Source organism: Streptomyces sp. NBC_01334 (genome assembly GCF_035983595.1).
Lineage (GTDB): Bacteria > Actinomycetota > Actinomycetes > Streptomycetales > Streptomycetaceae > Streptomyces > Streptomyces coriariae.
In genome coordinates this window covers 3,625,590-3,651,917 of the sequence record NZ_CP130718.1, presented here as the reverse complement: position 1 = coordinate 3,651,917, position 26,328 = coordinate 3,625,590, and the positions used below count along the sequence as shown (strand labels likewise).

The following is a 26,328-nucleotide window of genomic DNA, read 5'->3' as shown; positions in this document are numbered from 1 at the left end:
CCACTGTCACCCGGAACACCGCCCTGGGGGAAGCCCCCGCCCGGGCGTACGGGAACGGCGTGCACGGGACCGGCCCCGCGAGTCATGTCCTCGCGGGGCCGGTCCTTCACTCCGCCTGCCGTCGTGAAGGGTGAGAAGACGATCACGAGGCAGGACGCTTCACCGCTGCCTCAGGGGGCGAGCAGCAGCACGTCCGCGCGGGACTTCGCGGCGTCGAGGCGCCGGGCCACGTCCTGCCAGTTCACGACGGCCCACATGGCCTCGATGAAGTCGACCTTCTGGTTCTTGTACTGGAGGTAGAAGGCGTGCTCCCAGGCGTCGAAGACGAGGATCGGCACGGAACCCTGGCCGACGTTGCCCTGGTGGTCGTAGACCTGCTCGACGATGAGCCGGCCGCTGAGCGGCTCGTAGGCGAGGACGCCCCAGCCGGAACCCTGCGTCGTCGCGGACGCCTTGGTCAGCTGGGCCTTGAAGCCGGCGAACGAGCCGAAGGACTCGGTGATCGCGTCCGCGAGGTCGCCGACGCCGTCCGCAGCGAGGGGCTCACCGCCGCCGTCACCGGTCATGTTGGCCCAGTAGATGCTGTGCAGGATGTGGCCGGAGAGGTGGAAGGCCAGATTCTTCTCCAGGCCGTTCAGGGCCGCCCACTGCTCCTTGTCCCGCGCCTCCGCCAGCTGCTCCAGCGTGTCGTTGGCGCCCTTCACATAGGCCGCGTGGTGCTTGTCGTGGTGCAGCTCGATGATCTCCGGGCTGATCACGGGTGCGAGCGCGGAGTAGTCGTAGGGCAGTTCGGGCAGCGTGTAGACGGGCATGCGGGGTCCCCTCGAACCTCTTATTGCAAGTTACTTGCAAGTGCAGGCTAGCAACAAGAAGGGGGATTCGGGCAAGCGCGTCGGGCGTGGCGGCAACGAAAAGGCCCCCACGCGTCTTTCGCGTGAGGGCCGATGGGCCGATGGGGAGAGGGTGAGGGGTGGGCAGGTCAGTCCGTGGCCCGCCCGTGCTCCCGCTGACGCTGCCAGGCGTACCCGACGGCCGCCAGGAAAGCCGTCATCCCGCCCGACCAGTACAGCTGCACCCGGGTGCCGGGCTCCCGCGCCATCAGGACGAAGATCGCCGCCATCCCCGCCAGCGCGACCCAGGTGAGCACCGGGAACGCCCACATCCGGACGACCAGCCGCTCGGGCGCCTCCCGCTCCAGACGCCCGCGCAGCCGCAGCTGGGAGCACGCGATGAAGATCCAGACGACCAGGATCACCGCACCGATCATGTTCAGCAGCCAGGGGAACACGTCGTCCGGACGCCAGTAGCTGAGCAGCACGCAGCCGAAGCCGAAGACGCAGGAGACGAGCACCGCGACCCGGGGCGCGCCGCCCGACACCCGGCCCAGCTCCTTCGGGCCGTGGCCCCGCTCCACCAGCGAGTACGCGATGCGCGAGGAGCCGTAGACGTTGGCGTTCATGGCGCTGAGCAGCGCGGCCAGCACCACCACGTTCATGACCTGGCCGGCCCCCGGGATGCCGAGACGGTCGAGAGCGGCGACGTAGGGGCCCTGCTCGACGACCGCCTTCGCGTCCCAGGGGACGAGCGTGACGATGACCGCCATGGAGCCGACGTAGAACAGCGCGATGCGCCACATCGCCGTACGGACCGCGCTCGCCACGCCCCGGACCGGGTCCTCCGACTCGGCGGCGGCGATGGTGACCGTCTCCAGGCCGCCGTACGCGAAGACGGACGCGAGCAGGCCGACGACCAGGCCCTGACTGCCGTGCGGGAGGAGTTCGCCCAGATGGGAGGTCCCCGGGGAGTCCGTGCCCGGCAGGACACCGGCGACGGCCAGCACACCCAGCACCAGGAACAGGGTGATCGCGCCGACCTTCAGGGCCGCGAACCAGAACTCGAACTCGCCGAAGTTCTTCACGGCGGCCAGGTTCGCGCCGCAGAACAGGAGCATGAACAGCGCCACCCAGGCCCACTCGGGTGTGCCCGGCAGCCAGCCCGTGACGATCTTCGCGGCGCCGATGCCCTCCAGGCCGACGGCCGTGCACAGCAGGACCCAGAAGGCCCACCCCACGGTGAAGCCCGCCCAGGGACCGAAGGCCCGCTCGGCGTGCGCGGAGAACGAGCCCGACGAGGGATACGCGGCCGACATCTCGCCCAGCATCCGCATCACCAGCATCACGAGCAGGCCGGAGAGGGCGTAGGCGAGGACGATCGACGGACCGGCGGCGGCGATGCCCGCGCCCGAGCCGACGAAGAGACCGGCGCCGATGACGCCACCGAGGGCGATCATCGACAGATGGCGCTGTTTGAGGCCGTGGGACAGGGTGACGTCCGGCTCCGGTGGAGTCCCGACGGTGGTGCTGCTGGGCATGGGCGCGGCTCGTCCAATGCGTGAGATGGGCAAAAACGCCCACAGTCTGGGCAGCCCCTCCGCGCCGGCGGAGGGGCTGCCCACCATCCGGACGGACCGGATACGCGGTGTGTCTAGGCCGCTACGGAGGTGTAGTGCGCGGCGTCGCCCTCGATCGAGTAGCTCTCCTTGCCGTCGATGCCGACCGGGATGTCACCCGCGACCGTCACGCGGTGCAGCCGGCGGGGCCGGCCGTCGTAGTTGTCGACCGCGTAGTGCTGGGTGATCCGGTTGTCGAACAGGACCAGCTGGTTCTCCGACCAGCGGTGGCGCAGGATGTTCTCCGGCCGGGTGACGTACGACTGGAGCAGGTCGAGGATCTTGCGGGACTCGGCCGGCGACAGGCCCACGATGCGCTGCGCGAACCCGCCGATGAACAGTCCGCGCTCCCCGGTCAGCGGGTGCACGCGGACCACCGGGTGGACCGTGCGGTACTTGATCGAGGTGAACTGGGCGCGCGCGGCGGCCTGCGCCTCGTCGACCGTCTCCTCCGGCACCGCGTAGTCGTAGTCGTTGGTGTGCTCGGCCCACAGGGTGTCGGCGAGCTGCCGGAGCGGCTCCGGCAGCTGACGGTAGGCCGCCGCCGAGCTGGTGATCAGGGTCTCGCCGCCGTACGGCGGGAGGACCAGGCTGCGCAGGGTGCTGGCCTGCGGCGGGTTGAGGACGAAGGTGACGTCCGTGTGCCAGTGGTTGGCGGCGCGGCCGCGCTCGCTGTCGACCGGCAGCACGTTCGGGGAGCCGTCGATCGCCGGCACGGTCGGGTGGGCGGTGGTGAGGTCGCCGAAGTGACGGACGAAGGCCTGCTGGCCCGCGTCGTCCAGGTTCACGTCGTCGAAGACCAGGGCCTTGTGGACGTTGAGCGCCTCGCGCAGGGCGGTGGAGGTCTCCTCGTCGAGGGGCTTCGCGATGTCGACGCCGGAGACCTGGGCGCCGATGTGCGCGGTGACCTTGCGGATCTCGATGCTCATGGGAGGTTCCTTTCGGGCGAGGGTCAGACGAGGACGGGTGCGGGAGCGTTCACGTACTGGTTGGCGGGGCGCGGGAGGCCGTACCTCTCCCGCAGCGTCGTGCGCGGGCCGTACTCCGTGCGCAGCAGGCCGCGGGCGCGCAGGATCGGCACCACGTGGTCCACGAAGGCGTCCAGACCCGAGGGCAGCACCGCGGGCATGATGTTGAACCCGTCGGCGGCGCCCTGGGTGAACCAGCTCTCGATCGCGTCGGCGACCTGCTCGGGCGTGCCCGCGAAGGTGAGGTGCCCGCGCCCGCCGCCGAGCCGCCCGATCAGCTGCCGCACGGTGAGGCGCTCGCGCCGGGCCAGCTCCACCACGAGCGTGTAGCGGCTCTTGGCGCCCTCGATCGCGCTCTCCGGCGGCAGATCGGCGGGCAGCTCGGCGTCCAGCTCCAGAGTGCCCGGCTCCAGCTGGAGCAGCTGCTCCAGCCGCTGGACGCCGTGCGTGTGCACGATGTGGTCCTCCAGGACCTGCTCGTATCCGCGTGCCTCGGCCTCCGTCGAGCCGATCACCGGGACGATCCCGGGCAGCACCTTGATGTGCTCGGGATCCCGGCCGGCCTGCCGGGTACGGGACTTGAGGTCGGCGTAGAAGGCCTGCGCGTCGGCGAGCGTCTGCTGGGCGGTGAACACCGCCTCCGCGTACCGGGCCGCGAACGCCTTGCCGTCCTCGCTCGACCCGGCCTGCACCAGCAGCGGGTAACCCTGCGGGGACCGCGGGACGTTGAGGGCGCCTTCGACGCTGAAGTACGTCCCCCGGTGCCGGGGCGGGTGGACCTTCGCGTCGTCGCCCCAGACTCCGGCCGCCTTGTCGGCGAGGATCGCGTCGTCCTCCCAGCTGTCCCAGAGCTTCAGGGCCACGTCGAGGAACTCGCCGGCCCGGGCGTAGCGCTCGGCGTGAGCGGGCTCGGCGTCCAGACCGAAGTTGCGGGCGGCCTCGGCGCCGGCGGTGGTGACGATGTTCCAGCCCGCCCGGCCGCCGCTGATGATGTCGAGCGAGGCGAACTTACGGGCCAGGTTGTAGGGGGAGTTGTAGGAGGTGGAGGCGGTGGCGATGAGGCCGATGTGCCGGGTGGCCGTCGCCAGCGCGGTCAGCAGCGTGAGCGGTTCCAGGGCGCCGGCCGGGCGTTGGGCGATGGTGCCCCAGAGCTGCGGGCCGTCGGCGAGGAACAGGGAGTCGAAGGTGCCGCGTTCGGCGATCCGGGCCAGGTGGACGTAGTGGTCCAGCTCCACGTGGGCGTACGGGTCGCTCTCCGGGAGTCGCCAGGACGCCTCGTGGTGGCCGGTGTTCATCAGGAACGCGTTCAGGTGGAGCTGTCGTCCGGGGTGAGCCGTGGTCACTTGTGGTCCTCCGTGACGCCCAGGGCGGCGAGCAGCCGTTCGCGGTACTCGCCGAGCAGCGGGTCCCGGTACGAGCGCGGGTGCGGGCGGTCGATGGTCAGGTCGAGGCCGATACGGCCGTGGTCGAGGACGAGGACCCGGTCGGCGAGCACGATCGCCTCGTCCACGTCGTGGGTGACGAGCAGCACGGAAGGCCGGTGGCGCTCCCACAGCTCGCGCAGCAGGGTGTGCATCTTGATCCGGGTGAGGGCGTCCAGCGCCCCGAACGGCTCGTCCGCGAGGAGGAGTTCGGGTTCGCGGACCAGTGAGCGGGCCAGTGCGGCTCGCTGTGCCTCACCGCCGGACAGCTCGTTGGGCCAGGCCCGCTCGCGGCCCTTCAGGCCCACCTCGGCGAGGGCCTCGCGGCCCTTCTGCTCCGCCTCCTTGCCGTCAAGACCCAGCAGTACGTTGTCCAGCACCCGCCGCCAGGGCAGCAGCCGGGAGTCCTGGAAGACCACCGACACCCGCTCCGGGGCCGTGAGCTGCCCGCTGCCGACGACCTCGTGGTCGAGGTGGGCGACCGCCCGCAGCAGGGTGCTCTTGCCGGACCCGCTGTGCCCGAGGAGGGCCACGAACTGGCCGGCGGGGATGTCGAGATCGATGCCGTCGAGGACCGTGCGGGCCTCGAACGACCGTGTCAGGCCGCGCAGTTGGACGGCGGCGGAGCGGGTCAGCTGCTCAGTGTGCGGCGCCACGACAGCACCCTCCGTTCGATGAGACGGACCGCGGTGTCGGAGAGGAGACCGAAGACGCCGTAGATGAGGAGGCCGACGAGGATGACGTCCGACTGGCCGTAGTTCTGGGCCTGGAACATCATGTAACCGAGGCCGCTGGTGGCGTTGATCTGCTCCAGGACCACCAGTCCCAGCCAGGAGCCGGTCACCCCGAGCCGGAGTCCCACGAAGAATCCGGGCAGGGCGCCGGGGATCACGATCTGCCGGATGAACTGGACCTTCGACAGGCCCTGCACCTCGGCGAGTTCGACGAACCGGTGGTCGATGCCGGACAGCGCGGCATGCGTGTTGAGGTAGATCGGGATGTAGACGACGATGGCGATGATCGCGATCTTGAAGGTCTCGCCGATGCCCAGCCAGAGGATGAACAGCGGGATCAGACCGAGGGTCGGGATCGCCCGGTTGAGCTGCACCGTCCCGTCGATCAGGGCCTCCCCGGACCGGGTCAGCCCCGAGGCCAGCGCGAGTGTCACCCCGGCGGTCAGGCCGATCGAGAAGCCGTAGGCGGCGCGCTCCAGCGAGGTGAGGACGTCGGTGGTGAGCGTCCCGTCGGTCCACAGGTTCACGCCGGTCCTCAGCACCGTCCAGGGTGCGGGGATCGCCCCGGTGTCCAGCTGCCCGGCGGCCGAGGCGGCGGCCCACAGGACGATGAGCAGCAGGGGTCCGACGAGCCGGGAGGCGGGCCACGGTTTGCCGGGAGCCAGGCCGCGGCGTCGTTGTCGGCGGCGGACCCGAGACCCGTCGTCGGCGGCGACGGCGACGGCGGGGACCGTGGTCGTGGTCGTGTCGTTGGTGGTCGTGCTCGTGCTTGCGCTGGTGGTCATGGCGGTCAACTCCGGTACTCGGCTGCCACGGACTTGGCGGCGATGCCCTCGAAGCGGTGGTCGAACAGCGAGGAGACGTCGAACTTCTTCACGAAGCCGCCCTCCGCGAGGAGGTCCGCGGTCTCCTGTTCCCACTTGATGGCCTCGTCCCAACTCGGCGGGAACAGAGGCTTGTTGGCGAGCGCGGTGATCGACTTGGCCTGGTCGAGGGTCAGGTTCTGCGTCTTGACGTAGAACTCCTCGTTCCAGACGTCCGGGTTCTCGTAGCTCCACACCAGGCCCTGCGCCCACTGCGGGATGTACGCGGCGACGGCGGCGGCCTTCGCCTTGTCGTTCAGCACGGACACCGGCGCCCACAGCAGGCTGAGCAGGTCGACGACGTCGGTGGTGATGATGCGGGCGCCCTTGGACTCGTACTGCTTGAGGTAGGCGGGCGACTGGGTGTTGCCGAGCGGGGCGATGTCCACCTGGCCCGACTGAAGCGCGGTGAGGAACTGGTTGCTGGTCAGCGGGACCAGCTTCACGTCGTCGTACTTGAGGCCGGCCTTCTTCAGCGCCCGCAGCAGGACGACGCCCTGCGCCTGCCCCTGCGAGAACGCCAGCTTCTTTCCGCGGAAGTCGTCGACGGACTCGATGTCGCTGCCCGGCTTGGTGGCGAAGACGTAGTTCGGCTTGCGGGTGATGTTGATCGCGACGATTTTCGCGTCGAAGCCCTGGTAATGCGCCTGGATCGGCGGAATGCCCGCGTTGTTGGCGACGTCCAGGGACTTCGCGCGGAAGGCGTTGATGACGTCGGGACCGGCCCCGATGTTCAGCCAGCTCGACACCGCGAAGGGCAGTTCGGGCAGCTTGGCCAGCTTCAGCTGCAACTGCTGCGCGCCCTGGAAGGAGGCGATCTTCAGGCTCGTGCCGGCGGGCACCTTGTCGGCGAGCGGGGCCGTGGAGGCGCCCTCGCCACCGGTGGCGGCACTGCTCTCGGCGCAGCCGCTGAGCCCGGCGACACCGGCGGCGGCGCCCAGCAGGGAGGCGAGGAAGAGACGCCGGTCGACACCGGGCGTACGGGAAACAGGCACGGGAGAACCCCCAGGGGAAAACGGAGACAAGGCAGGCGGAAGCCGGCGGAGGAAAGCGGGTGTGGCAGAGGCCGCAAGGGCCTGCGGGAATCGAGAGGAATCCACAAGAAATCCGCAGGAGATCCGCAAGGAATCTGCAACAAGACCGAAACGAATCCTGCGGCTAAAGGCAGGAGAAGGGCGCGCTCCCGGCGCGCCGGGGCGTCAGCAACAGAAGGTGCGACAGCTCATGAGAAAGATGTTCCTGTCCACGTGTGGGGCCTGTCAACATTCGGAGTTTCTGAATTAACTCGGCTCAGGTGGGACGCCCGCGGGACGAGGCCAGGGCGAGGCCAGCGGATCCCGGTAGAGCACGTCCAGCGCCACCGCCCCGCCCGCCACGGCCAGCACGGAGTCGGGGAAGCTGCTCGGCGACACGGCGGCGGATCGCCCCGCCCCGACCTCGTCCCGCAGCGCGGCGAGGCAGTCCTCCCGGAACAGCACGCCCACCTCGGTGACGACGACCCGCTCCGGATTGAGCACGTCCAGCAGCAGCCCGGCGGCCCGGCCCACCATCCGCGCCCGCTCCCGCAACAGCCGTACGGCCACCGGGTTCCCGGCGTCCGCCGCGGCGACCACGTGCATCGGGTTCACCCCGTCGATCACCCCGGCCTGCCGGGCCCGCCGGCACAACGTCCGCTCGCTCAGCTCCACCTGGAGGCAGCCGACCCGGCCGCACGCGCAGGACTCCGTGCCACCGGCCAACGGCAGATGCGCGATGGCGCCCGCCTGCGAGCGCGGCCCGTGGTGCACCTCGTCGTTCGTGGCGAACGCCGCGTCGACCACGTTGCCGACGAACAGATGGAGCACGCTCAGGTCGCCGCGCGCCTGCCCGAACAGCCGCTCCGCGTTGACCAACGCGCGGGCGTGTCCGTCCACCTGGACCGGCAGCCCGGTGTGCGCGCCGACCGTCTCCCGCACCGGCACGTCCCGCCACCCCAGCAGCGGATGCTCGACGACGGTCCCCGAATCGCGATCCACCCAGCCGCCCACGGCGACCCCCACCCCGAGGGCCCGGCAGCCGGGGGCCTCCGCCAGCAGCGCGCCGAGCCCGTCGGCGGCCCGCGCCAGCACCCCGGACGGTTCGAGCCGGCCCCGATGCTTCAACTCCCGCCGTGCCACCACCCGGCCGCGCAGATCCAGCAGCGACACGGTCGTGTAAGGCACCGCCACATGGACCCCGCCCACCACGAACCGCGAGTCGTCCAGATCCACGGGAACGTGCGGCCTGCCCACCCCGTTGCTGCGCCGGGGCACCGCCGCCTCCCGAAGCAGCCCGAGCCCGGTGAGCCGGGCACAGTGATCGGTGACGGAAGCGGGGGACAGCCCGGTGAGCCGGGCGATCGTGGAGCGCGCGACCGGCCCGTGCTCCAGCACGGACCGCAGGATCACACTGGCACTGGTACGCCGCCGGTCGCTGTCGGCGACCCGGGTGACGGGAGAGGGCGGGGCGGGAGGAGCCGCGGTACGGGGCATGGGGAACTTCCTCGGAAGTCGGGAGCCGGTCCGACACTGCGCCGTCTGTGGAGCGCGGCGCGCCGGATGATCGGCTCCGCCCGCCTCACACCGGAGGGCGACAGGCGGCCGCGCTCACGCGTCGCAGGTCGACATGGCGACGCGACGAGAAGTTCAGGGCCTGGGCAACCATGGCTCGAAGCTAGCAAAGGGGCTCGGCCCTGCCCAGATGGCGACCGACGGGCGAGACGGCCCGCCGTGCGATTGGCGAAACCCTACAGAGACCGCTCGGGGCACCCTCGTATCCCGGACCACTCCACCTCAGTGACCAGGGTCACCTCGTACCGCGTGTAACCCCCAACCTTTGTCAGGAGCCCACCAACCTCCGGTTCGACCGTTTGTCGACCGCGGACGGTGATCGCCTCGACCGCCCTGGGATAGCGTCGCCGTGTCCCGTCCGTCCCGATCTCGCGGAGTCCCCATGAGCACCGCCGCCGTCACCCCCGCTCGTCCCGGAAAGGTCCTCGCCGACCTCCTCCCCGCTTCCCGTGTCCGGGACATCGCGCTCGTGCTCGGCGGTGCCGCGCTGACCGGCCTCGCGGCCCAGATCGCGGTTCCGGTCCCCGGTTCCCCGGTCCCGGTGACCGGCCAGACCTTCGCCGCGCTGCTCGTCGGCACCACGCTCGGCGTCCGCCGCGGGGTCTCCTCCCTCGCCGTCTACGCGGTGGCCGGTCTCGCCGGTGTGCCGTGGTTCGCGAACGGCAGTTCGGGCGTCTCCGTCTCCTTCGGCTACATCCTCGGCATGATCCTTGCGACCGCCGCCGTGGGCGCCCTGGCCCGCCGGGGCGCCGACCGCTCCGTGCTGCGCATGGCCGGCACGATGCTGCTGGGCGAGGCGATCATCTACCTCGTCGGCGTCCCGTACCTGGCCTACGCCGCCGACATGAGCGCCTCCGCCGCGATCGCGGCCGGCCTCACGCCGTTCCTGATCGGCGACGCCGTCAAGGCGGCCCTGGCGATGGGCCTGCTCCCGACCGCCTGGAAGCTCGTCAAGGAGTAACCGCCCTCAGGCGATGACGAAGGGGTTCGCCGGGTCGGGTCGCGTCACGCGACCCGACCCGGCGAACCCCTTTCGCGTGGGGCCAGGTCAGCTCTCCCGCTGCTCCGGCCGCCGCTGGGACCACCACAGTCCGGCCGCGCCCGCCGCGAGCAGCGCGGCTCCCGCCGCGCCGAGCGGCAACACGTCCCGTCCGACACCGGTCTTGGGCAGTTCGTCGCCGCCGGGACCCACCGGCGTGTTGTCGGTGCCGAGGAGCAGTGGGGTGGCGGGCGCGTTCGGCGACGGGTTCGTCGTGCCGAACGGCACCGGGCCCTGCTGCCAGAACGTCTTCTTCCCGTCGGCGGTCTGGACGGGCAGACAGATCTTCCCGGTCTTGCTCAGGTCGAAGGTCGCGTCGACGGCGTACGACTTCGAGGCCCCGGCCGCGAGATTGTCGATGGGGCAGGAGAAACCGCTGTTGGATCCTTCTGGAAGATCTTTCTCCGCGATGGCGTCACACCCCTGAACGCTTTTGACCGCAAGGCCGTCGAAGCCGACGACCAAAAGCCGTATCTGTCCGCTGTCCTTGGTCCCCTCGTTCTTCACCGTGGCGGTGATCGCCGTTTTCCTGGAACTGTTGTCGACCGAGATCCGCTCCGGCAGTGTCGTCGTCGTCTTCACGCCCGCGGGCGCCTCGTCGACGGGCTTTCCCCCCTTGCTGCTTCCCGGCCCCTGATCGTCCGCCCCGGCAGGGAAGGAAAGGATCAACACCGCCGAGAAAGTTGTCACGACCAGCGATCCGGCGACGGTCGTCGCACGACGAGAACTCATGTTCGCCCCCCTTGGCTGCGCCTGAATTCGCAGTACTGGAAGAGGTACCACAAGATTTCTCCGCACTATGCTGGTAAGGCAGTAAGTGTGACTATTGTGTTCCGGGGCCGGGCAATGGAGGGGGTGCAGCGGATTGCCGGGAAATGCGGGAAACACAGAGAATCCGGAGAATACGGGGAACGCGGGGGGTGCGGGGAACACGGGGAATTCCGGGAGTGGCGGTTTCTCCGGGTTGCTGGTGACGGGGCGCTATCGGCTGGTCGAGAGTATCGGCCAGGGGGGAATGGGGCGCGTGTGGCGAGCCACCGACGAGGTGCTCGACCGGCAGGTCGCGGTGAAGGAAATGCGTATCGACGGCCTCGACTCGGAGGACACCCGGACCCGCCGCGAACGCACCCTGCGCGAGGCCAGGGCCACCGCCCGCATCGACCATCCCAACGTGGTGCGCGTCTACGACGTCGTCGACGAGGGCGAACGCCTTTGGATCGTCATGGAGTTGGTGGCCGGCCGCTCCCTCGAACGGATCATGGCCGAGGAGGGCCCACTGGGCCCGCACGAAACCGCCCGGATCGGCCTGGGCCTGGTCACGGCACTGCGCCAGGTGCACGCGAGGGGAGTGCTGCACCGCGACATCAAACCGGGCAACGTGCTGGTGGAAGGCATGTGCAGCGCGGCGGGCAACGGGGGGACCGGCGTCCGACGGATCGTCCTCACCGACTTCGGCATCGCCGCCATCCAGGACACGAAGGCGTTGACCATGGTCGGCATGCTGGTCGGCTCCCCGGACTACATGGCCCCCGAGCGCATCTCGGGTCACCCGCAGGGCCCGCCCTCCGACGTGTGGTCCCTGGGCGCGACGCTCTGCGCCGCCCTGGCCGGCCACTCCCCCTTCTCCCGGGACACCACCCTGGCGACCCTGCACGCGGTCCTCTACGAGGAACCCCGACTCCCGTCCGACGCGGGCCCGTTGCACGACATCCTCACCGCCCTCCTGGCAAAGGAACCCACAGCCCGCCCCACCCTCACCGACCTGGAATCCGCCCTCGAGCCCATAACGTTCCCGCCGCCGACACCGACGCGAGTCGCGGAGGTGGAGGGAGGGGAGGCGGCAGAGGAGGGAGCGGAGACCGGCGATGCCGACACTGCGGAGGGGATCGCGGGGACTGACGGGATCGCGGAGGCCGAGGGGATCGCGGAGGCCAAGGGGCCAACAGGGGGTCGGGGGCCGGAACCGTTCTCGGACGTGGGGGAGTTGCCGCCGCGGGAATCGCCGACCCGCGTACTCCTGAACCCGGTCAAGGCGCCCCACTCGCCACATTCACCCGGCTCGCCCGACGACCCCCCTGATGTCGCCAATGCTTCCGCCGGTGCCTCCATCGGTGCCTCCGCCGACGCCTCCAGCGAAGCGGCCTCGGAGATGCGCTCGGAGTCGGGCTCCGAACCTCCGTCCCCCAGCCCGCCGGGAACCCCACCCCCGCGCTCCGGCATCTCACTCGCCCGCTCCCGAGCGGTGACGGAACGCAACCCGGCACCGCACCCGGCTCCGCACTCGTCGCCGACCCGCCGAGCGGGCCTGCCACCCGGCGGTGAGCTGCCCGGCCCCGCCGTCCCGGCCACTTCCGGTGACGGCGGACGCCGTTCGCGCGGAGACGCCGGACGCCGTGCGGGGCGGGCGGAGCGTACGGGCGGCTGGACGGGGCGCCGGACCGGCGCGGTCGCCGCCGTCGGTGTCGTCGTCGTGGCCACGGTCCTCGCGATCGTGCTGGCGTCGGCCCCCGGCTCGCACGACGGCGACAAGCAGGCAGACGGCTCCTCGCCCATGTCGTCCCCGGTCGCCGGCTCGAGCTCCGGCACCGGTTCAGGATCCGGTTCCGGCTCCGGGTCGAGCCCCTCGGCGTCGCCCACCGTCGAGGGAACGTTCAGGCCCCCGAGCCTGCCCCCGGGCACGCACCAGGAGGCCGGAGGCTTCGCGTGGGCGACGCCCAAGGGCTGGCGGCGCGATGTGAAGACGGGAGCGGAGGTGCACTACACGTCACCCGACGGCGGCCAGGAGCTCGTCGCCAAGTCCTCCCTGGCCCGTGGCGACCTGATGGACACCTGGCGGACCTCCGAACGGAACGCCCACCAGGGCCGGGACTACAGCAAGATCCGCCTCGAGGAGACGACGTTCCGTGGCCGGCCGGCGGTCGTCTGGGAGTACACCTTCACGCTCCAGGGCACCCCCTGGCACGCCCGGCTCCTGGGCTTCAACGAGAGCGGGAAGTCGTACCAGATCAACACCTGGTACCAGCCCGCGGCCGAGGCGGCGGCCCTGAAGACGTACGAGAAGGTCAAGGACAGCTTCACCGTGATGTGACGACGACGATGACGATGACGACGAGGTGGGAGTAGAGGACGAGGTGGGAGAGGGGAAGGGAGCCCAACGGAGGGCTCACGGAAAAGGGGCCCGCCGAAGCGGACCCCTTTCATCGGCCTCCGAGCGGAGCTACTCGACTTCGCGCCCGGCAGTGCCAGTGCCAGTGCCGGCGCCAGTGCCGGCGCCAGTGACAGAGTCAGAGGTGGGGGCAGGGGCAGCAGCCCCGGCCTTGGCCCTGGCCTTGACCCGGCCCTCCTTCAGGAAGGCGACGGCGACCACGAGGGCGGCGACGAGCAGCGACAGCAGCACGGTCGTCCGCCCGCTGCTCTCCCCCTCGGTGTCGGTCAGCATGTAACCGAGCACGAAGACGATCAGCGCGGCCGTCGCCCAGGTCAGATACGGGTACAGCCACATCTTCACGACCAGCTTCTCCGGCGACTCGGCCTGGATGATCTTCCGCATCCGCAGCTGCGAGAAGCAGATCACGAGCCAGACGAACAGGGCCACGGCGCCGCTGGAGTTCACGAGGAAGAGGAAGACGGAGTCCGGGAACTTGTAGTTGAAGAAGACGGCGACGAACCCGAACGTCACCGAGGCGACGATCGCGGCGAGCGGAACACCACGGCTCGTCGTCCGGGCGAAGATCTTCGGCGCGTCACCCCGCTCGCCGAGCGAGAAGGCCATGCGGGAGGCCGTGTAGAGGCCGGAGTTGAGACAGGACAGCACCGATGTCAGCACGATGAAGTTCATGATCTGACCGGCGTGCGCGATCCCGAGGGAGTCGAGGGCGGCCACGTAGGAGCCCTGCTCCTTGATGGACGCGTCGTCCCAGGGCAGCAGCGTGACGACGACGAAGATCGAACCGAGGTAGAAGACGCCGATTCGCCAGATGATGCTGTTCGTGGACTTCGTCACGGCCCGCTGTGGGTTCTCGGACTCGCCGGCCGCGAGGGTGGCGATCTCGCTGCCCATGAAGGAGAAGACCACGAGCAGCACACCGGTGAGGATGGCGCCGGGTCCGTTGGGCAGGAAGCCGCCGTGGTCGGTGAGGTTTCCGAGCCCCGCCTTGTCGCTGTCGACACCGGGCAGCACGCCGAAGACGGCAAGCCCGCCGACGATGATGAAGGCGCCGATCGCGACGACCTTGATCCCGGCGAACCAGAACTCGAACTCGCCGTAGGACCCGACGGAGACGAGGTTGGTGGCGGTCAGCACCACCATCACGATGAGCGCCCACCCCCACTGCGGTACGCCGGGCATCCAACCTTCGAGGATCTTGGCCCCGGCGGTGGCCTCCACCGCGAGCACGACGACCCAGAAGAACCAGTACAGCCAGCCGATGGAGAAACCGGCCCAGCGGCCGAGCGCCCGGTCGGCGTGCGCGGAGAACGAACCGGAGGTCGGATTGGCCGCGGACATCTCGCCGAGCATCCGCATCACCAGCACCACGAGCGTGCCGACGAGAGCGTACGACAGCAGAATGCCGGGCCCGGCGGTGGCGATGCCGGAACTGGAACCGACGAACAATCCGGCTCCGATGACCCCGCCGATGGCGATCATCGAAAGGTGCCGGTTCTTGAGCCCTGCCTGAAGTCCGGACCCGGATCCGTTTCCGGGTTCTCCGGAACCTCCGGGGCCGTGGTCGGCCTTGGTGAGGGTCGGCTGCGAAGTCATGAGGATGGTTTTCCTTTGCGCCGCGTGAGGGGAATCAGGTGCGTCGTGCGTGGGGGGCGTACGAGCCGGTCCAGTGAATCCGAGGCGAATGAATTCGGGAACCTTTGATTCCAGATCGTTACTTGAGGTTTTCCTGAGCTTCTATGGGATTGCTCAGGGGTTTCGGACGCGGCACCCGGCGCTGCTACCCCGCAACACTCGTGTCACACTCATCCCATGCGCGTGTATCTCGGCTCGGACCATGCCGGCTTCGAACTCAAGAACCACCTCGTCGAATGGCTCAAGGCGGCGGGTCACGACCCGGTCGACTGCGGGCCCCACATCTACGACGCCCAGGACGACTACCCGCCCTTCTGCCTCCGCGCCGCGGAGCGGACGGCCGCGGACCCCGAGTCCCTCGGCGTCGTGATCGGTGGCTCCGGCAACGGCGAGCAGATCGCGGCGAACAAGGTGAAGGGCGTCCGTGCCGCCCTGGCCTGGAGCGAGGAGACCGCGTCCCTCGGCCGCCAGCACAACAACGCCAACGTCGTCGCGGTCGGCTCCCGCATGCACACCCAGGACGAGGCGACGAAGTTCGTCGAGACCTTCCTCGCCACCCCGTTCTCCGAGGACGAACGCCACATCCGTCGCATCGACATGCTGTCGTCGTACGAGACCACCGGCGACCTCCCGGCAATCCCGCCCCACCACCCGCAGCAGTAAGCCGGGGCGAGGCCTCGCCGGGCCGAAGCCTCAGCGAGGCCCCGAGGGCGGGGAGGCTAAGCCCCGCCGGGGGCGGAGAGGCGAGACTCCGCCGGGGCGGAGAGTGAAGCCCAGCCGTGATGGAGGGCGAAGCCCCGCCGGGGCGGAGAGCGAAGCCCCGCCGTGCTGGAGGGGCAAGCCCCATCGTGATGGAGGGGCAAGGCTCCGTCGGGGGCGGAGAGCGAAGTCCCGCGGTGACGGAGGGGCGGAGCCCAGCCGGGAGCGGAGAGGCGATGCGCCGCCGGGGGTGCAGGGGCGAAGCCCTGCTGGGGGTGCAGGGGGCGGAGCCCCCGCGGGGTTCGGGGCGGAGCCCCGGGCCTCCACCTGTCACCTGACCGCGTCGGGTGGGTGGGCGAGCGAGGGGTCGGGGCGGAGCCCCGGCGAGGGTGACCCTCTCACCTGACACAGTCGGGTGGGCGGGTGGGAAAGAGAAGGAGACCCCGGTGCCGGAAGGGCACACGATTCACCGACTGGCGCAGGACTACGCCCGCTTCACCCACCACCCCCTCCAAGTGACCAGCCCCCAGGGCAAGTTCGCCGACGCCGCCGCCCTCCTCACCGGCACCCCCCTCACCCGCACCGAGGCCCACGGCAAACACCTCTTCCTCGGCTTCACCGGCGACCGGTGGATCCACATCCACCTGGGCCTCTTCGGCAAGGTCACCTTCGGCCCGGCGCCCGCCCCGCCGCCCACGGACACCGTCCGTCTCCGCCTCGCCGACCCCACCTCCTACGTGGACCTCCGAGGCCCCACCACCTGCGCCCTGATCACGGGCGGCGAGAAGCAGGCGATACACGCCCGCCTCGGCGCCGACCCCCTCCGCGTCGACGCCGACCCCCGGGCCGCGTACACCCGCGTCTCCCGCAGCCGTACGACGATCGCCGCCCTCCTCATGGACCAGAAGGTCATCTCCGGCGTCGGCAACGTCTACCGGGCCGAGGTCCTCTTCCGGCACCGCATCGACCCGTACCGCGCGGGCAGGGACATCACCCCCACCGAGTGGGACGCGATCTGGGCCGATCTGGTCGCCCTGATGCGCGAGGGCGTCCGCAACAACCGCATCGACACGGTGCGTCCGCAGCACACCCCGGAAGCGATGGGCCGCCCGCCGCGCGTCGACGACCACGGCGGCGAGGTGTACGTCTACCGCCGTACCCACCAGCCGTGCCACCTCTGCGGCGACGCCGTCCGCACCGCCGACCTCGCCGCCCGCAACCTCTTCTGGTGCCCGACCTGCCAGAAGAACTGACCGCCGGCACCCGACCTGCCGCAGAACCGACCGCGCGGCCCCGTCGGAAGCAGACCCGTCAGAACCCGTGCGGCAGCCAAGGGGCGGTGGCCGCCCCGAAGCCGACAGAGGCCTCCGCCAGCGCGCCCTGCCGTAGCTCCCGCACCCGCCCGGCCCCCGCCAGCGAGGCCAGGCTGACGCCTCCGAGATACGCAGCCCCCAACTCCCGTACGGACAGCGCGAGATCGGCGGCGTCGGAGGTGCGCCCGCACACCGCGCCCTTGGCGTCTCCCGACAGCCGCCAACGCCCCGAGTTCCAGGGGCAGAAGGCGTCCTCGACCTCCAACACCACGTCCACCGGCGCCTGATACGTCCGCGCCTCGAGCGCCGCGCCCACGTCCACCGGCCGCACGTACAACGAGTCCCGCACCCTCAGCTCGCACCGCCGGATGTCGGAGACGAGATGCTGCCACGCCTCGTCCATCGGCCGCCCCCGCACCTTCAGCGAGGTCGTGAGGTCGATCCCGAACAGGAACCGCCACAGTGCCGCCTCCGACACCGGATCGACCCCCACCAGGTCCTGGAGCCGGACCTGCCCGTTGTGCCCGCTGTCCCGCCACTCGGACCGCACCCGGAAGCGGACGTACCCGGTGACCTCCCCGTCCCGCTCGGCGAGCACGCACTGCAGCGGCGACGCCCCGCCCCGCTCGCTCGCCGGATCGAGCAGCCCCAGCCGCTCCCAGCCGGGCCGACGCGCGAGCATCCCGGCCCGGGCGGGCACGGTCCGCGCGTACACCGCCTCGCACACCTCGAGCTCCGCGCCGGGGTCGACGTACCGCAGCCGTACGTCGTCCGTGCCGGCCGGGACGGACAGCCGTACCCGACTGGTGTCGATCTCGGCGTGCAGTCCGAAGGTCGCCGCGGCGTACCCGAACCGTCCGTAGATGTCCGGTTCGGAGGCGGTGAGGATCGCGAGCGGCTCGCCCCACGCCCGCACGTCGTCCAGTTGCCGCCGCATCATCGACGTCAGCACCCCGCGCCGCCGGTGGGTCGCGCTCACGCCGACCATCGTCACGCCCGCCGCCGGCACCGAGGCCCCGCCCGGTACGGTCAGCCGGAAGTCGTACGCCCCCGCCGTGGCCACGCACTGGTCGCCGTCCCACACGCCCAGGGAGCGCTCGTACGAGGTGAGCGACCTGAACAGCTCCCGTTCCTCGGTCGACTCCCCGATCCCGCCGAAGGCGCGGAGCAGGGTGTCGTACCACTCGTCCCATTCGTCCCGGCGCAGCACTCGTGGTTCCCGCGACTCCCGCATCTCCCGCACCTTCCGCTTTTCCCGGCGCTCGGCCGCGGAAGAGGTCGCACGGCCCGTCGCCTCACTCGTCATGGACTCATGCCTAGCAGTCCAATGCGGGACGAGCCAGCCAATTTCTCCCTCCTCGGGGCGCGAGCGCTTTCCGTGAAGTTCACTGTGAAGTTGAGCCTCGGAGGGGGGACAAGTGGGACCTCCCGTGCCAAGCGGCGGGTTCGATGGATAGGGTCCCGAACTAATGGCAGTAGGACGGCAGCGGCGCGCGGAAGCCGAGACGTTGACGGCCCGGTTGAAGCACTTGATGCACCGGGTCCGCACCGGCCTGCGCAGAAGCGCCGTGGACTACTTCCGCGGCGACGGTTCGGACTGGATCGCACTGGCGTTCCTGCTGCTCACGGTCCCGCTGATCGCCGTCACCACACTCGCCAACTCGGTGTGGTGCTCACCGGCCGCCCTCGTCCTGCCGATCGTCGCCGGCGGACTGCTGCTGCGCCCGTCGAGCCTGCTCGGCCTGTACGCCGCGGCGGCCACGGCCCTCATCGTGGAGTCGGTGCAACTGGGCCCGTACACGGAGGGCCCGTCCAGAGTCACCCCCGGCGTGGTCCTGGTCGTCGCAGCATGCGGTTTCTTCGGACTGCTCATCGCCCAGTTCCGCAGCCGGGTCGGCGTGCCCTGGCGGCGCGGCGGCACCATGCTCTTCGACCTGCGTGAACGCATCCGGGTGCAGAGCAAGCTGCCGAGCCTGCCGCACGGCTGGCACCGCGAGATGGCGCTGCGGCCGGCAGGGGGCCAGTCGTTCTCCGGTGACTTCGTCGTCGCCGCGCGGACGAACGGCGGCCGCACCATGGAGGTCGTCCTCACGGACGTCTCCGGCAAGGGGATGGACGCCGGTTCACGAGCGCTGCTGCTGTCGGGCGCCTTCGGCGGCCTGCTGGGCTCACTGCCACCGCACGCCTTCCTCCCGGCCGCCAACGGCTATCTGCTCCGCCAGGACTGGGACGAGGGCTTCGCGACCTCCATCCACCTGGTCCTCGACCTCGACTCCGGCGACTACGAGCTCTACTCGGCCGGCCATCCGCCGGGCCTCCAGCTCAGCGCGGGCAGTGGCCGCTGGGAGGAGAAGGCCGCCGAGGGCCCCCTCCTCGGGGTGTACGACGGCGCCCAGTTCGACCCCGTGAAGGGTTCACTGCGCCCCGGCGATGTGCTGATGCTCTTCACCGACGGCCTGGTGGAGACCTCCGACCGGGACATCGTCGAGGGCATCGACCGCCTCACCGGCGAGGCCGACCGGTACGTGGCCGGCGGCTTCCAGGGCGCCGCCTGGCACCTGATCGAGGCGGTGGCGAAGGACGTCAACGACGACCGCGCCCTGCTGCTGGTCTGCCGCGAGGGCCCGACGTCCCAGTCGGCCCCCCTGGCCTGAGCTCTCCCGAACCGTCCTGAACCTGCCCGAACCGTCCTGAGCTCTCCCGAACCGTCCTGAACTCCGCCGGGACTCCCGACACCCCGAGCCCGAGGGGGCCACCCACGATGCTCACCCTGTCCGAGGTCGAGAGCCTCGCACGTGCCGCCCACCAGGGACAGACCGACAAGGCGGGCCGGCCCTACGCCGAGCACCTCCAGGCGGTCGCCGAGGGCGTACGGGCGCGGGGCGGCGACGCCGATCAGATCGCGGCCGCCTGGCTGCACGACGCCGTCGAGGACGACGCCCTGTCCGAGACCTGGCTGGACGAGGCGGCGCTGAGCGACCGTACGAAGGCCGTCGTCCTGGCGGTCACCAAACGGGCGGGGGAGACGCCGGAGGCGTACGCGGGGCGCATCCTGGCCACGCCGGGCGCGTTGCTGGTGAAGGAGGCGGACCTGGCGCACAACGCGGACCCGGTGCGGCTCGCGGTCCTGGACGCACCGACCCGGGCGCGACTGGCCGAGAAGTACGCACGGATGCGCGCGCTCCTCGGTCTCACGGCCCGGCGGGACGAGAGCGTCTGACCCGCGACTAACCCGCGACGTCCGCCGGCTGCTCCTGCTGTCCCCGCACGCCGGGCTTCCGCCGCTGCTCGGCCGTCTCGGCCTTCTCGGCCTTTTCACGCTCGCGGGCGAGCTCGGCGGCGTCCCGCTTGAAGGCCCAGTCCATCTTCGGTTCCATCACGCACCGCAGCACCCGCCGCACGGGCGCGGTGCACAACAGGGTGACGGCTGCGGCCGCGGCGACCGTGACGGCGATCTCCCCGAGCGGGCGGTGCAGCGCGGGGTGGTCGAACCAGCCGCGGTAGTCGGCGGTCTTGAGCAGCAGGCCGTGCGTCAGATAGCCGTAGAGCGTGCCCGCGCCGAGCGCCGTGAACCACATCGTGCGACCCGGCACCCAGGAGAGGAAGCAGGCGGTCAGCAGCACGGAGCAGCCGAACAGGGCGAGCTGCATGACGGGGCCGACCCACCACGGGACGCCCAGCTCCTGCGCGGAGTTGCGGTGGTAGAGCCATCCGCTGTTCATCCGCGGCACCGCCCACCAGGCGAAGGCCAGCGAGAAGGCGAACACCGGCACCGCCGCGATCCGGAACGAGCGCCGGCGCACCAGCGCGAAGTGCTCCGGCTTGAGGATCAGTCCCAGCACGAAGAACGGCAGGAACTGAAGGACGCGCGGGAGGTCCAGATCGCCACCGATGTTCGGGGTGGCGGACGCCAGCATGGCGATGCCCAGCGCGAGCGGCAGCGGATACCGGACCAGCTTCCAGACGGGCGTGGTCAGCCGCCAGATGAACAGTGCGCACAGGAACCAGGTCAGGTAGTACGGGTCGAGCAGACTGATGTCCTGGGGTGAGCCGTCGACGTACGTCTTCAGGAGCGGGTAGGCCGTCTCGAAGACGACGTACGGCACGACGATGCCCGTCACCAGCCGCTTGAGCTTGCCGGGGCTGCCGTCGAAACTGCGGGAGAAGAAGCCGGAGATGACGATGAAGGCCGGCATGTGGAAGGTGTACACCAGCACGTACGCCGCCGTGAGCACCCGGCTGTCGCCCTTCAGCGGCTCCCAGGCGTGTCCCATGGCCACCAGCACGATCGCCAGGTACTTCGCGTTGTCGAAGAACGCGTCGCGCTTCGCGGCGGGCCGCGGGGACGGTCGTCCGACGGATCTGTCCCTGGACTGGTCGTGCTGGTCGTTCTGGTTCTGGGGCGAGCGGGAGCTCGGAACGAGAGACGAGGCGGCGTGGAACATTTGAGGCACCCTAGCGTCGCGCGCGCGTATTCGTAAAACGCCCCAGGTCATTCCTTGTTATTGCCCTCCGGATTGCCTGCCGCATTGGCCCCGGGGGGTGGTGGTCGCCGTACGCATCCGGCCTTGATGTCACGATTCATCCCGACTAAAAGGTGCATAACGCCGGTTGTGCACCTGTAGTTGATCGGGCTGCGGCCATAATTCGAATTACCTGCGCAGGCGTTGTGTGGACACGGCAACGAACTGCCCCAATTCCCTGTGCGGGTACGCGCTCGAATTGCTGTGCGGCGCGCCCCCGGCCGGACGGGCCCGCGCGATGATGTGTCACGGGCCGCATAGGGAGGCCCCGTTGGTGGCACGATGGTCTCGGGAGTGCGGACCGACCGAGGGTGTGTGATCAGTTGTGGCCATTTCACTGTCAGTGGTGCTGCTGTTGGCGATCATCCTGGTGGTGCTCATCCGGGGAGGGTCGATCAAGGCGGGGCCGGCGATAGTCGCGATCCTGTTCGGCTTCTTCCTCGCCTCGACCGGCATGGCCCCGTCGATCAACCGCTTCCTCGACTCCCTCGCGGACACCATCAACTCGATCAGCTTCTGAGGCCCGCCCCCGCGTGTCCGGGCGGGTGCCCGGACATGACGAGGGCCGGGTCGGAGAAGTGATCTCCGACCCGGCCCGGGCCGTACAGAGCGGGCGACGGGAATCGAACCCGCGTAGCTAGTTTGGAAGACTAGTGCTCTACCATTGAGCTACGCCCGCACACGACGCGCCGCAGGTCAGCGACCGCGGCACTGCAGGCATCGTAGCGGGTCGGCACCCTGCCGTGCACACCCCGTTTCCCGGGCCCGCCGCGGCGCGCCCCGAGGCTGGGCAAAAGCGGCGGTCAGGCGGCCTGCGGGCATGTACCCTACGTGTCGCACCAGACGGGGTGTGGCGCAGCTTGGTAGCGCGTCCGCTTTGGGAGCGGAAGGCCGTGGGTTCAAATCCCGCCACCCCGACCGACGACCGGCCGTGAGCGGCCACCGAACCGCCCGGTACGGCCATCACCGGCCACCGACCCGGCCATCGGTGACCACCGAACGGCCATCACCGGCCGTCAGCGGCCATCTGCGCGGTCACCTCGCTTGATCGCCTTTGGGGCGTGTCGCCGCTGCCGTTACTATGCAAGCTGCACGCCCGTGTGCCTCATCCTCTGGTAGGTCCTCCGGGCGGCGAATCCGCGGGAGCCGGTCTGGCTCCTGCAGAAACCAAGAAGTCAGCCCCCAAGGAGACCGAACCGTGAAGAGCGCCGTGGAGACCCTGAACCCGACTCGGGTTCGGCTCAGCATCGAGGTGCCCTTCGAGGAGCTCAAGGACAGCCTCGACGCGGCGTACAAGAAGATCAACCAGCAGGTCACGGTGAAGGGCTTCCGCAAGGGCAAGATCCCCGCCCGGGTGATCGACCAGCGCTTCGGCCGTGGCGCCGTGCTGGAGGAGGCCGTCAACGACGCGCTGCCGAAGTTCTACACGGAGGCGGTCAACGAGGCCGAGATCGACGTCCTCGGCCAGCCCGAGGTCGACATCACGGAGCTGAAGGACGGCGAGACGCTGAACTTCACCGCCGAGGTCGACATCCGTCCCTCCCTCGAGCTCCCCGAGGACTTCTCCTCCATCGAGGTCGAGGTCGACGCCGTCGAGGTGTCCGAGGAGGACATCGACAAGGCGGTCGAGCAGCTCCGTGAGCGCTTCGCCTCGACCTCCCCGGTCGAGCGTGCCGCCGAGGACGGCGACGTCGTGACCGTCGACCTGGAGGCCAAGGTCGACGGCGAGGTCCTCGAGGACGGCGTCGCCAGCGGCGTCTCCTACACCATCGGCTCGGGCGAGCTGCTGGAAGGCATCGACGAGGCCGTGAAGGGCCTGGAGGCCGGTGGCGAGGCCACCTTCACCTCCGAGCTCAAGGGCGGCTCGGCGGCCGGCAAGGAGGCCGAGGTCACCGTCAAGGTCACCCAGGTCGCCGCCCGCGAGCTCCCCGAGCTGGACGACGAGTTCGCGCAGCTCGCCTCCGAGTTCGACACCCTCGAGGAGCTCAAGGCGGACAGCCGCAAGCGCCTCGAGAACACGAAGCAGTACGACCAGGCCACGCAGGCCCAGGAGCGCGTCCTGGAGAAGCTGCTGGAGCTCGTCGAGGTGCCCGTCCCCGAGAAGCTGCTCGAGGACGAGGTCAACACCCGCAAGCACAACCTGGAGCACCACCAGCTCGGCCAGATGGGCCTGGACCTCGACAAGTACCTGGAGATCCAGGGCAAGACCGCCGAGGAGTTCGAGACCGAGACCCGTGAGGCCGCGGTCAAGGGCATCAAGACCCAGTTCGTGCTCGACGAGCTCGTCAAGCGCGAGAAGCTGAACGTCAACCAGGAGGAGCTCACCGAGCACCTCATGCGCCGTGCCGCCTCCTCGGGCATGTCCCCCGACCAGTTCGCCCAGGCGGTCGTCGAGGGCGGCCAGGTTCCGCTCCTGGTCGGCGAGGTCGCCCGCGGCAAGGCTCTGGCCACGGTCGTCGAGTCCGCCACGGTGAAGGACACCAACGGCGAGGTCATCGACCTGGACGACGAGGAAGAGGCCGAGGAGGGCGCCGCCGAGGCGACGACCTCCGAGGAGAACACCGAGGCCTGAGCGGCCTCGCGTCACCTCTGACGCAGACATGAGGGACCCCGGAGCGGTATTCGCTCCGGGGTCCCTCTGTCATAGGACGGCAGGGCCGGCGCGGGTGGGCAGGGGAGGCATGGGGGGCGTGGGCGGGCGCAGAGCCGCCGTGGGCTGCCGCAGGGCACAACCGGCCGCAGGCCGGGCGGCCCGCCCGAGGCGACAGACCGCCCAGGGGCGCGGGCCGGGTGCCGGGGTGCCGCTCCGCGCGGGGGCCCGGGCAGCGCAGGTGCGGTCCTCGCGGCGGCGAAGGCGCGGTCCCGCTGCGGGGTGCGACCGTCCGCGGACGGCCCGTGGCCGCCCACGGACGAGACCCCCACGTCTACGCCCCCGGCGAACACCCTCCTCTCCGGGATTCCCCGAAGGGACCCGCGCGTTAGGGTCCATGAGTACGAGGGCAGGGGACTCTCCGTTGCCCCCGGCAGTACACGTGAGACGGCCCGGCGCCGTCGTAAGACGAGCAGGTGGATACGTGACGAATCTGATGCCCACAGCCGCCGGCGACCCCATCGGTGGTGGCCTCGGCGACCAGGTCTACAACCGGCTGCTCGGCGAGCGGATCATCTTCCTCGGCCAGGCGGTCGACGACGACATCGCCAACAAGATCACCGCACAGCTGCTGCTCCTTGCCGCCGATCCGGACAAGGACATCTACCTGTACATCAACAGCCCCGGCGGTTCGATCACGGCCGGCATGGCGATCTACGACACGATGCAGTTCATCAAGAACGACGTGGTGACCATCGCCATGGGTCTCGCGGCGTCCATGGGTCAGTTCCTGCTCAGCGCGGGCACGCCCGGCAAGCGCTTCGCGCTGCCGAACGCCGAGATCCTGATCCACCAGCCCTCCGCGGGCCTGGCGGGCTCGGCCTCGGACATCAAGATCCACGCCGAGCGGCTGCTGCACACCAAGAAGCGCATGGCCGAGCTGACCTCCCAGCACACCGGCCAGACGGTCGAGCAGGTCACCCGCGACTCGGACCGCGACCGCTGGTTCGACGCGTTCGAGGCCAAGGAGTACGGCCTCATCGACGACGTCATCCCGACGGCCGCCGGCATGCCGGGCGGCGGCGGCACCGGGGCGGCCTGAGGGCCACTGACGGCAGCAGGGACACGCAGGGCGCTCCGCGGAGCCCCCTGACTCCCTGAGCCCCTTCCGGAGTCTCCGGGAGCCCCCCGGATCCCTGCGGAGTTCCGAAAGCCCTCGAAGGCCCCCGGAGTTCCGAGAGCCCCCGGGGCCGACCAGGGGCCCCGGAGGTCCGGAGCCCCTCGGAGGTCCTTCGGGACTCCTGGACTTCCGGGAAGCCTCCTAGGCGGCCTCCGCAGCTCCAGGAGTCCCGAGGAAGCCCCTGGGTGGCCCTCGGAGTCCCTCAGGGTCCCGCGAGGCCTCCCGGGTCGCCGAAGGCCTCGGAAGCCGTCAGTGCCCCATCCAGCCCCTCCAGCCCACCGCCCCAGTCCTCTTTCCAGGAGACACCGTGAACGACTTCCCCGGCAGCGGCATCTACGCCCGCACCGAGGCCGAATACACCGGCCCTCGCGCCGAATCCCGCTACGTCATCCCGCGCTTCGTCGAGCGCACCTCGCAGGGCGTCCGCGAGTACGACCCGTACGCGAAGCTCTTCGAGGAGCGCGTGATCTTCCTCGGCGTGCAGATCGACGACGCCTCCGCCAACGACGTCATGGCGCAGCTGCTGTGCCTGGAGTCGATGGACCCGGACCGGGACATCTCGGTCTACATCAACAGTCCGGGCGGCTCCTTCACGGCGCTGACCGCGATCTACGACACGATGCAGTTCGTGAAGCCCGACATCCAGACGGTCTGCATGGGTCAGGCGGCCTCCGCCGCCGCGATCCTGCTGGCCGCCGGTACGCCGGGCAAGCGCATGGCGCTGCCGAACGCGCGCGTGCTGATCCACCAGCCGTACAGCGAGACGGGCCGCGGTCAGGTCTCCGACCTGGAGATCGCCGCCAACGAGATCCTCCGGATGCGCGCGCAGCTGGAGGACATGCTGGCCAAGCACTCGACCACGCCGATCGAGAAGATCCGCGAGGACATCGAGCGCGACAAGATCCTCACGGCCGAGGACGCGCTGGCGTACGGCCTGATCGACCAGATCATCTCCACCCGCAAGCTGAACAACAACTCGCTCGTTTGACGCACGGGGTCGTCCCGTTCGAGCCCCCTCGGGGCGGTGTGACACGGTCCACGTCACAGTGAACCGTGCCAAGGGGGGCCCGAACGGGGGGCCAGGCAAGGTACCGTCGGAATAAGGCAGCACCAGGAGCCGCTGGATTCGTAAGCGTCCAGTCGTCTCCCAGGCGAAGGGG

Annotated in this window: 23 protein-coding genes and 2 tRNA genes; 11 read left to right on the top strand and 14 right to left on the bottom strand. The window is 70.2% G+C overall.

From position 1 onward, the window contains the following. Positions 1–170: 170 nt before the first annotated feature. The 9 genes from OG736_RS16325 to OG736_RS47275 all read right to left on the bottom strand — a co-directional run bounded on the left by OG736_RS16325 (position 171) and on the right by OG736_RS47275 (position 9,117). Complete coding sequence (locus OG736_RS16325; protein WP_327183092.1) at positions 171–812, bottom strand: superoxide dismutase; 642 nt, start codon at positions 810–812, stop codon at positions 171–173. A 167-nt stretch (positions 813–979) separates the two neighbouring features. Next, on the bottom strand, positions 980–2,371 hold the full coding sequence (locus tag OG736_RS16320; protein WP_327183091.1) for an amino acid permease: 1,392 nt from the start codon (positions 2,369–2,371) through the stop codon (positions 980–982). Between the two features lie 113 nt (positions 2,372–2,484). After that, positions 2,485–3,378, bottom strand: coding sequence for a TauD/TfdA dioxygenase family protein (locus tag OG736_RS16315; RefSeq protein WP_327183090.1), 894 nt, complete (start codon positions 3,376–3,378; stop codon positions 2,485–2,487). Between the two features lie 23 nt (positions 3,379–3,401). Beyond that, positions 3,402–4,760 (bottom strand): LLM class flavin-dependent oxidoreductase, encoded by a 1,359-nt coding sequence (locus tag OG736_RS16310; RefSeq protein WP_327183089.1) that lies wholly within the window; start codon positions 4,758–4,760, stop codon positions 3,402–3,404. Then, positions 4,757–5,494 carry an ABC transporter ATP-binding protein gene (locus OG736_RS16305; protein WP_020127844.1) on the bottom strand — a complete coding sequence of 246 codons (738 nt, stop codon included), beginning with the start codon at positions 5,492–5,494 and terminating at the stop codon, positions 4,757–4,759. The genes OG736_RS16310 and OG736_RS16305 overlap by 4 nt, the downstream gene beginning before the upstream one ends. Continuing rightward, positions 5,470–6,357, bottom strand: coding sequence for an ABC transporter permease (locus tag OG736_RS16300; RefSeq protein WP_327183088.1), 888 nt, complete (start codon positions 6,355–6,357; stop codon positions 5,470–5,472). The genes OG736_RS16305 and OG736_RS16300 overlap by 25 nt, the downstream gene beginning before the upstream one ends. Positions 6,358–6,362: 5 nt before the next feature. Continuing rightward, positions 6,363–7,430, bottom strand: coding sequence for an ABC transporter substrate-binding protein (locus tag OG736_RS16295; RefSeq protein ID WP_327183087.1), 1,068 nt, complete (start codon positions 7,428–7,430; stop codon positions 6,363–6,365). A gap of 285 nt (positions 7,431–7,715) precedes the next feature. Then, complete coding sequence (locus OG736_RS16290) at positions 7,716–8,945, bottom strand: ROK family transcriptional regulator (RefSeq protein WP_327183086.1); 1,230 nt, start codon at positions 8,943–8,945, stop codon at positions 7,716–7,718. Between the two features lie 85 nt (positions 8,946–9,030). Beyond that, positions 9,031–9,117 (bottom strand): putative leader peptide, encoded by an 87-nt coding sequence (locus tag OG736_RS47275; protein WP_351008479.1) that lies wholly within the window; start codon positions 9,115–9,117, stop codon positions 9,031–9,033. A gap of 288 nt (positions 9,118–9,405) precedes the next feature. Between OG736_RS47275 and OG736_RS16285 the strand changes: the two genes are divergently transcribed. Next, a complete protein-coding gene (locus tag OG736_RS16285) occupies positions 9,406–9,984 on the top strand; it encodes a biotin transporter BioY (RefSeq protein ID WP_142264321.1) in 579 nt (192 codons plus the stop codon). Positions 9,985–10,071: 87 nt separating this feature from the next. On the opposite strand, the gene OG736_RS16280 is transcribed toward OG736_RS16285, so the two are convergent. After that, positions 10,072–10,794: an LPXTG cell wall anchor domain-containing protein gene (locus OG736_RS16280; protein WP_327183085.1), complete on the bottom strand. Its 723-nt coding sequence runs from the start codon at positions 10,792–10,794 to the stop codon at positions 10,072–10,074. A 283-nt stretch (positions 10,795–11,077) separates the two neighbouring features. Between OG736_RS16280 and OG736_RS16275 the strand changes: the two genes are divergently transcribed. Continuing rightward, on the top strand, positions 11,078–13,150 hold the full coding sequence (locus tag OG736_RS16275; RefSeq protein WP_442817038.1) for a serine/threonine-protein kinase: 2,073 nt from the start codon (positions 11,078–11,080) through the stop codon (positions 13,148–13,150). A gap of 129 nt (positions 13,151–13,279) precedes the next feature. Here OG736_RS16275 and OG736_RS16270 read toward each other — a convergent pair whose 3' ends face one another. Further along, complete coding sequence (locus OG736_RS16270) at positions 13,280–14,824, bottom strand: amino acid permease (protein ID WP_327183083.1); 1,545 nt, start codon at positions 14,822–14,824, stop codon at positions 13,280–13,282. A 216-nt stretch (positions 14,825–15,040) separates the two neighbouring features. On the opposite strand from OG736_RS16270, the gene OG736_RS16265 reads away from it, so the two are divergent. Beyond that, a complete protein-coding gene (locus tag OG736_RS16265; protein ID WP_314221415.1) occupies positions 15,041–15,526 on the top strand; it encodes a ribose-5-phosphate isomerase in 486 nt (161 codons plus the stop codon). A 482-nt stretch (positions 15,527–16,008) separates the two neighbouring features. Beyond that, positions 16,009–16,815: an Fpg/Nei family DNA glycosylase gene (locus OG736_RS16260; protein ID WP_327183082.1), complete on the top strand. Its 807-nt coding sequence runs from the start codon at positions 16,009–16,011 to the stop codon at positions 16,813–16,815. A gap of 58 nt (positions 16,816–16,873) precedes the next feature. On the opposite strand, the gene OG736_RS16255 is transcribed toward OG736_RS16260, so the two are convergent. After that, positions 16,874–18,109: a GNAT family N-acetyltransferase gene (locus tag OG736_RS16255; protein ID WP_442817173.1), complete on the bottom strand. Its 1,236-nt coding sequence runs from the start codon at positions 18,107–18,109 to the stop codon at positions 16,874–16,876. 235 nt (positions 18,110–18,344) lie between these two features. Between OG736_RS16255 and OG736_RS16250 the strand changes: the two genes are divergently transcribed. Both OG736_RS16250 and OG736_RS16245 read left to right on the top strand, forming a co-directional pair. Then, positions 18,345–19,529, top strand: a complete 1,185-nt coding sequence (locus OG736_RS16250; protein WP_327183081.1) for a SpoIIE family protein phosphatase — start codon at positions 18,345–18,347, stop codon at positions 19,527–19,529. A 107-nt stretch (positions 19,530–19,636) separates the two neighbouring features. Further along, positions 19,637–20,095 carry an HD domain-containing protein gene (locus tag OG736_RS16245; protein ID WP_327183080.1) on the top strand — a complete coding sequence of 153 codons (459 nt, stop codon included), beginning with the start codon at positions 19,637–19,639 and terminating at the stop codon, positions 20,093–20,095. 7 nt (positions 20,096–20,102) lie between these two features. Here OG736_RS16245 and OG736_RS16240 read toward each other — a convergent pair whose 3' ends face one another. Beyond that, on the bottom strand, positions 20,103–21,320 hold the full coding sequence (locus tag OG736_RS16240) for an acyltransferase family protein (protein ID WP_327183079.1): 1,218 nt from the start codon (positions 21,318–21,320) through the stop codon (positions 20,103–20,105). Positions 21,321–21,723: 403 nt separating this feature from the next. On the opposite strand from OG736_RS16240, the gene OG736_RS16235 reads away from it, so the two are divergent. After that, entirely contained in the window at positions 21,724–21,918 is a 195-nt protein-coding gene (locus tag OG736_RS16235; RefSeq protein WP_030779494.1) for a hypothetical protein, read from the top strand. A gap of 88 nt (positions 21,919–22,006) precedes the next feature. Here OG736_RS16235 and OG736_RS16230 read toward each other — a convergent pair. Continuing rightward, positions 22,007–22,077, bottom strand: a tRNA-Gly gene (locus OG736_RS16230). A 165-nt stretch (positions 22,078–22,242) separates the two neighbouring features. Here OG736_RS16230 and OG736_RS16225 point away from each other — a divergent pair. The 4 genes from OG736_RS16225 (at position 22,243) to OG736_RS16210 (ending at position 26,156) form a co-directional block, all read left to right on the top strand. Further along, positions 22,243–22,316 (top strand) — tRNA-Pro (locus OG736_RS16225). Positions 22,317–22,596: 280 nt separating this feature from the next. Next, positions 22,597–23,970 (top strand): trigger factor, encoded by a 1,374-nt coding sequence (gene tig / locus OG736_RS16220; RefSeq protein ID WP_327183078.1) that lies wholly within the window; start codon positions 22,597–22,599, stop codon positions 23,968–23,970. A 514-nt stretch (positions 23,971–24,484) separates the two neighbouring features. Next, on the top strand, positions 24,485–25,090 hold the full coding sequence (locus OG736_RS16215) for an ATP-dependent Clp protease proteolytic subunit (RefSeq protein ID WP_028806515.1): 606 nt from the start codon (positions 24,485–24,487) through the stop codon (positions 25,088–25,090). A gap of 385 nt (positions 25,091–25,475) precedes the next feature. After that, positions 25,476–26,156: an ATP-dependent Clp protease proteolytic subunit gene (locus OG736_RS16210; protein ID WP_020127827.1), complete on the top strand. Its 681-nt coding sequence runs from the start codon at positions 25,476–25,478 to the stop codon at positions 26,154–26,156. The last annotated feature ends 172 nt before the right edge of the window (positions 26,157–26,328 follow it).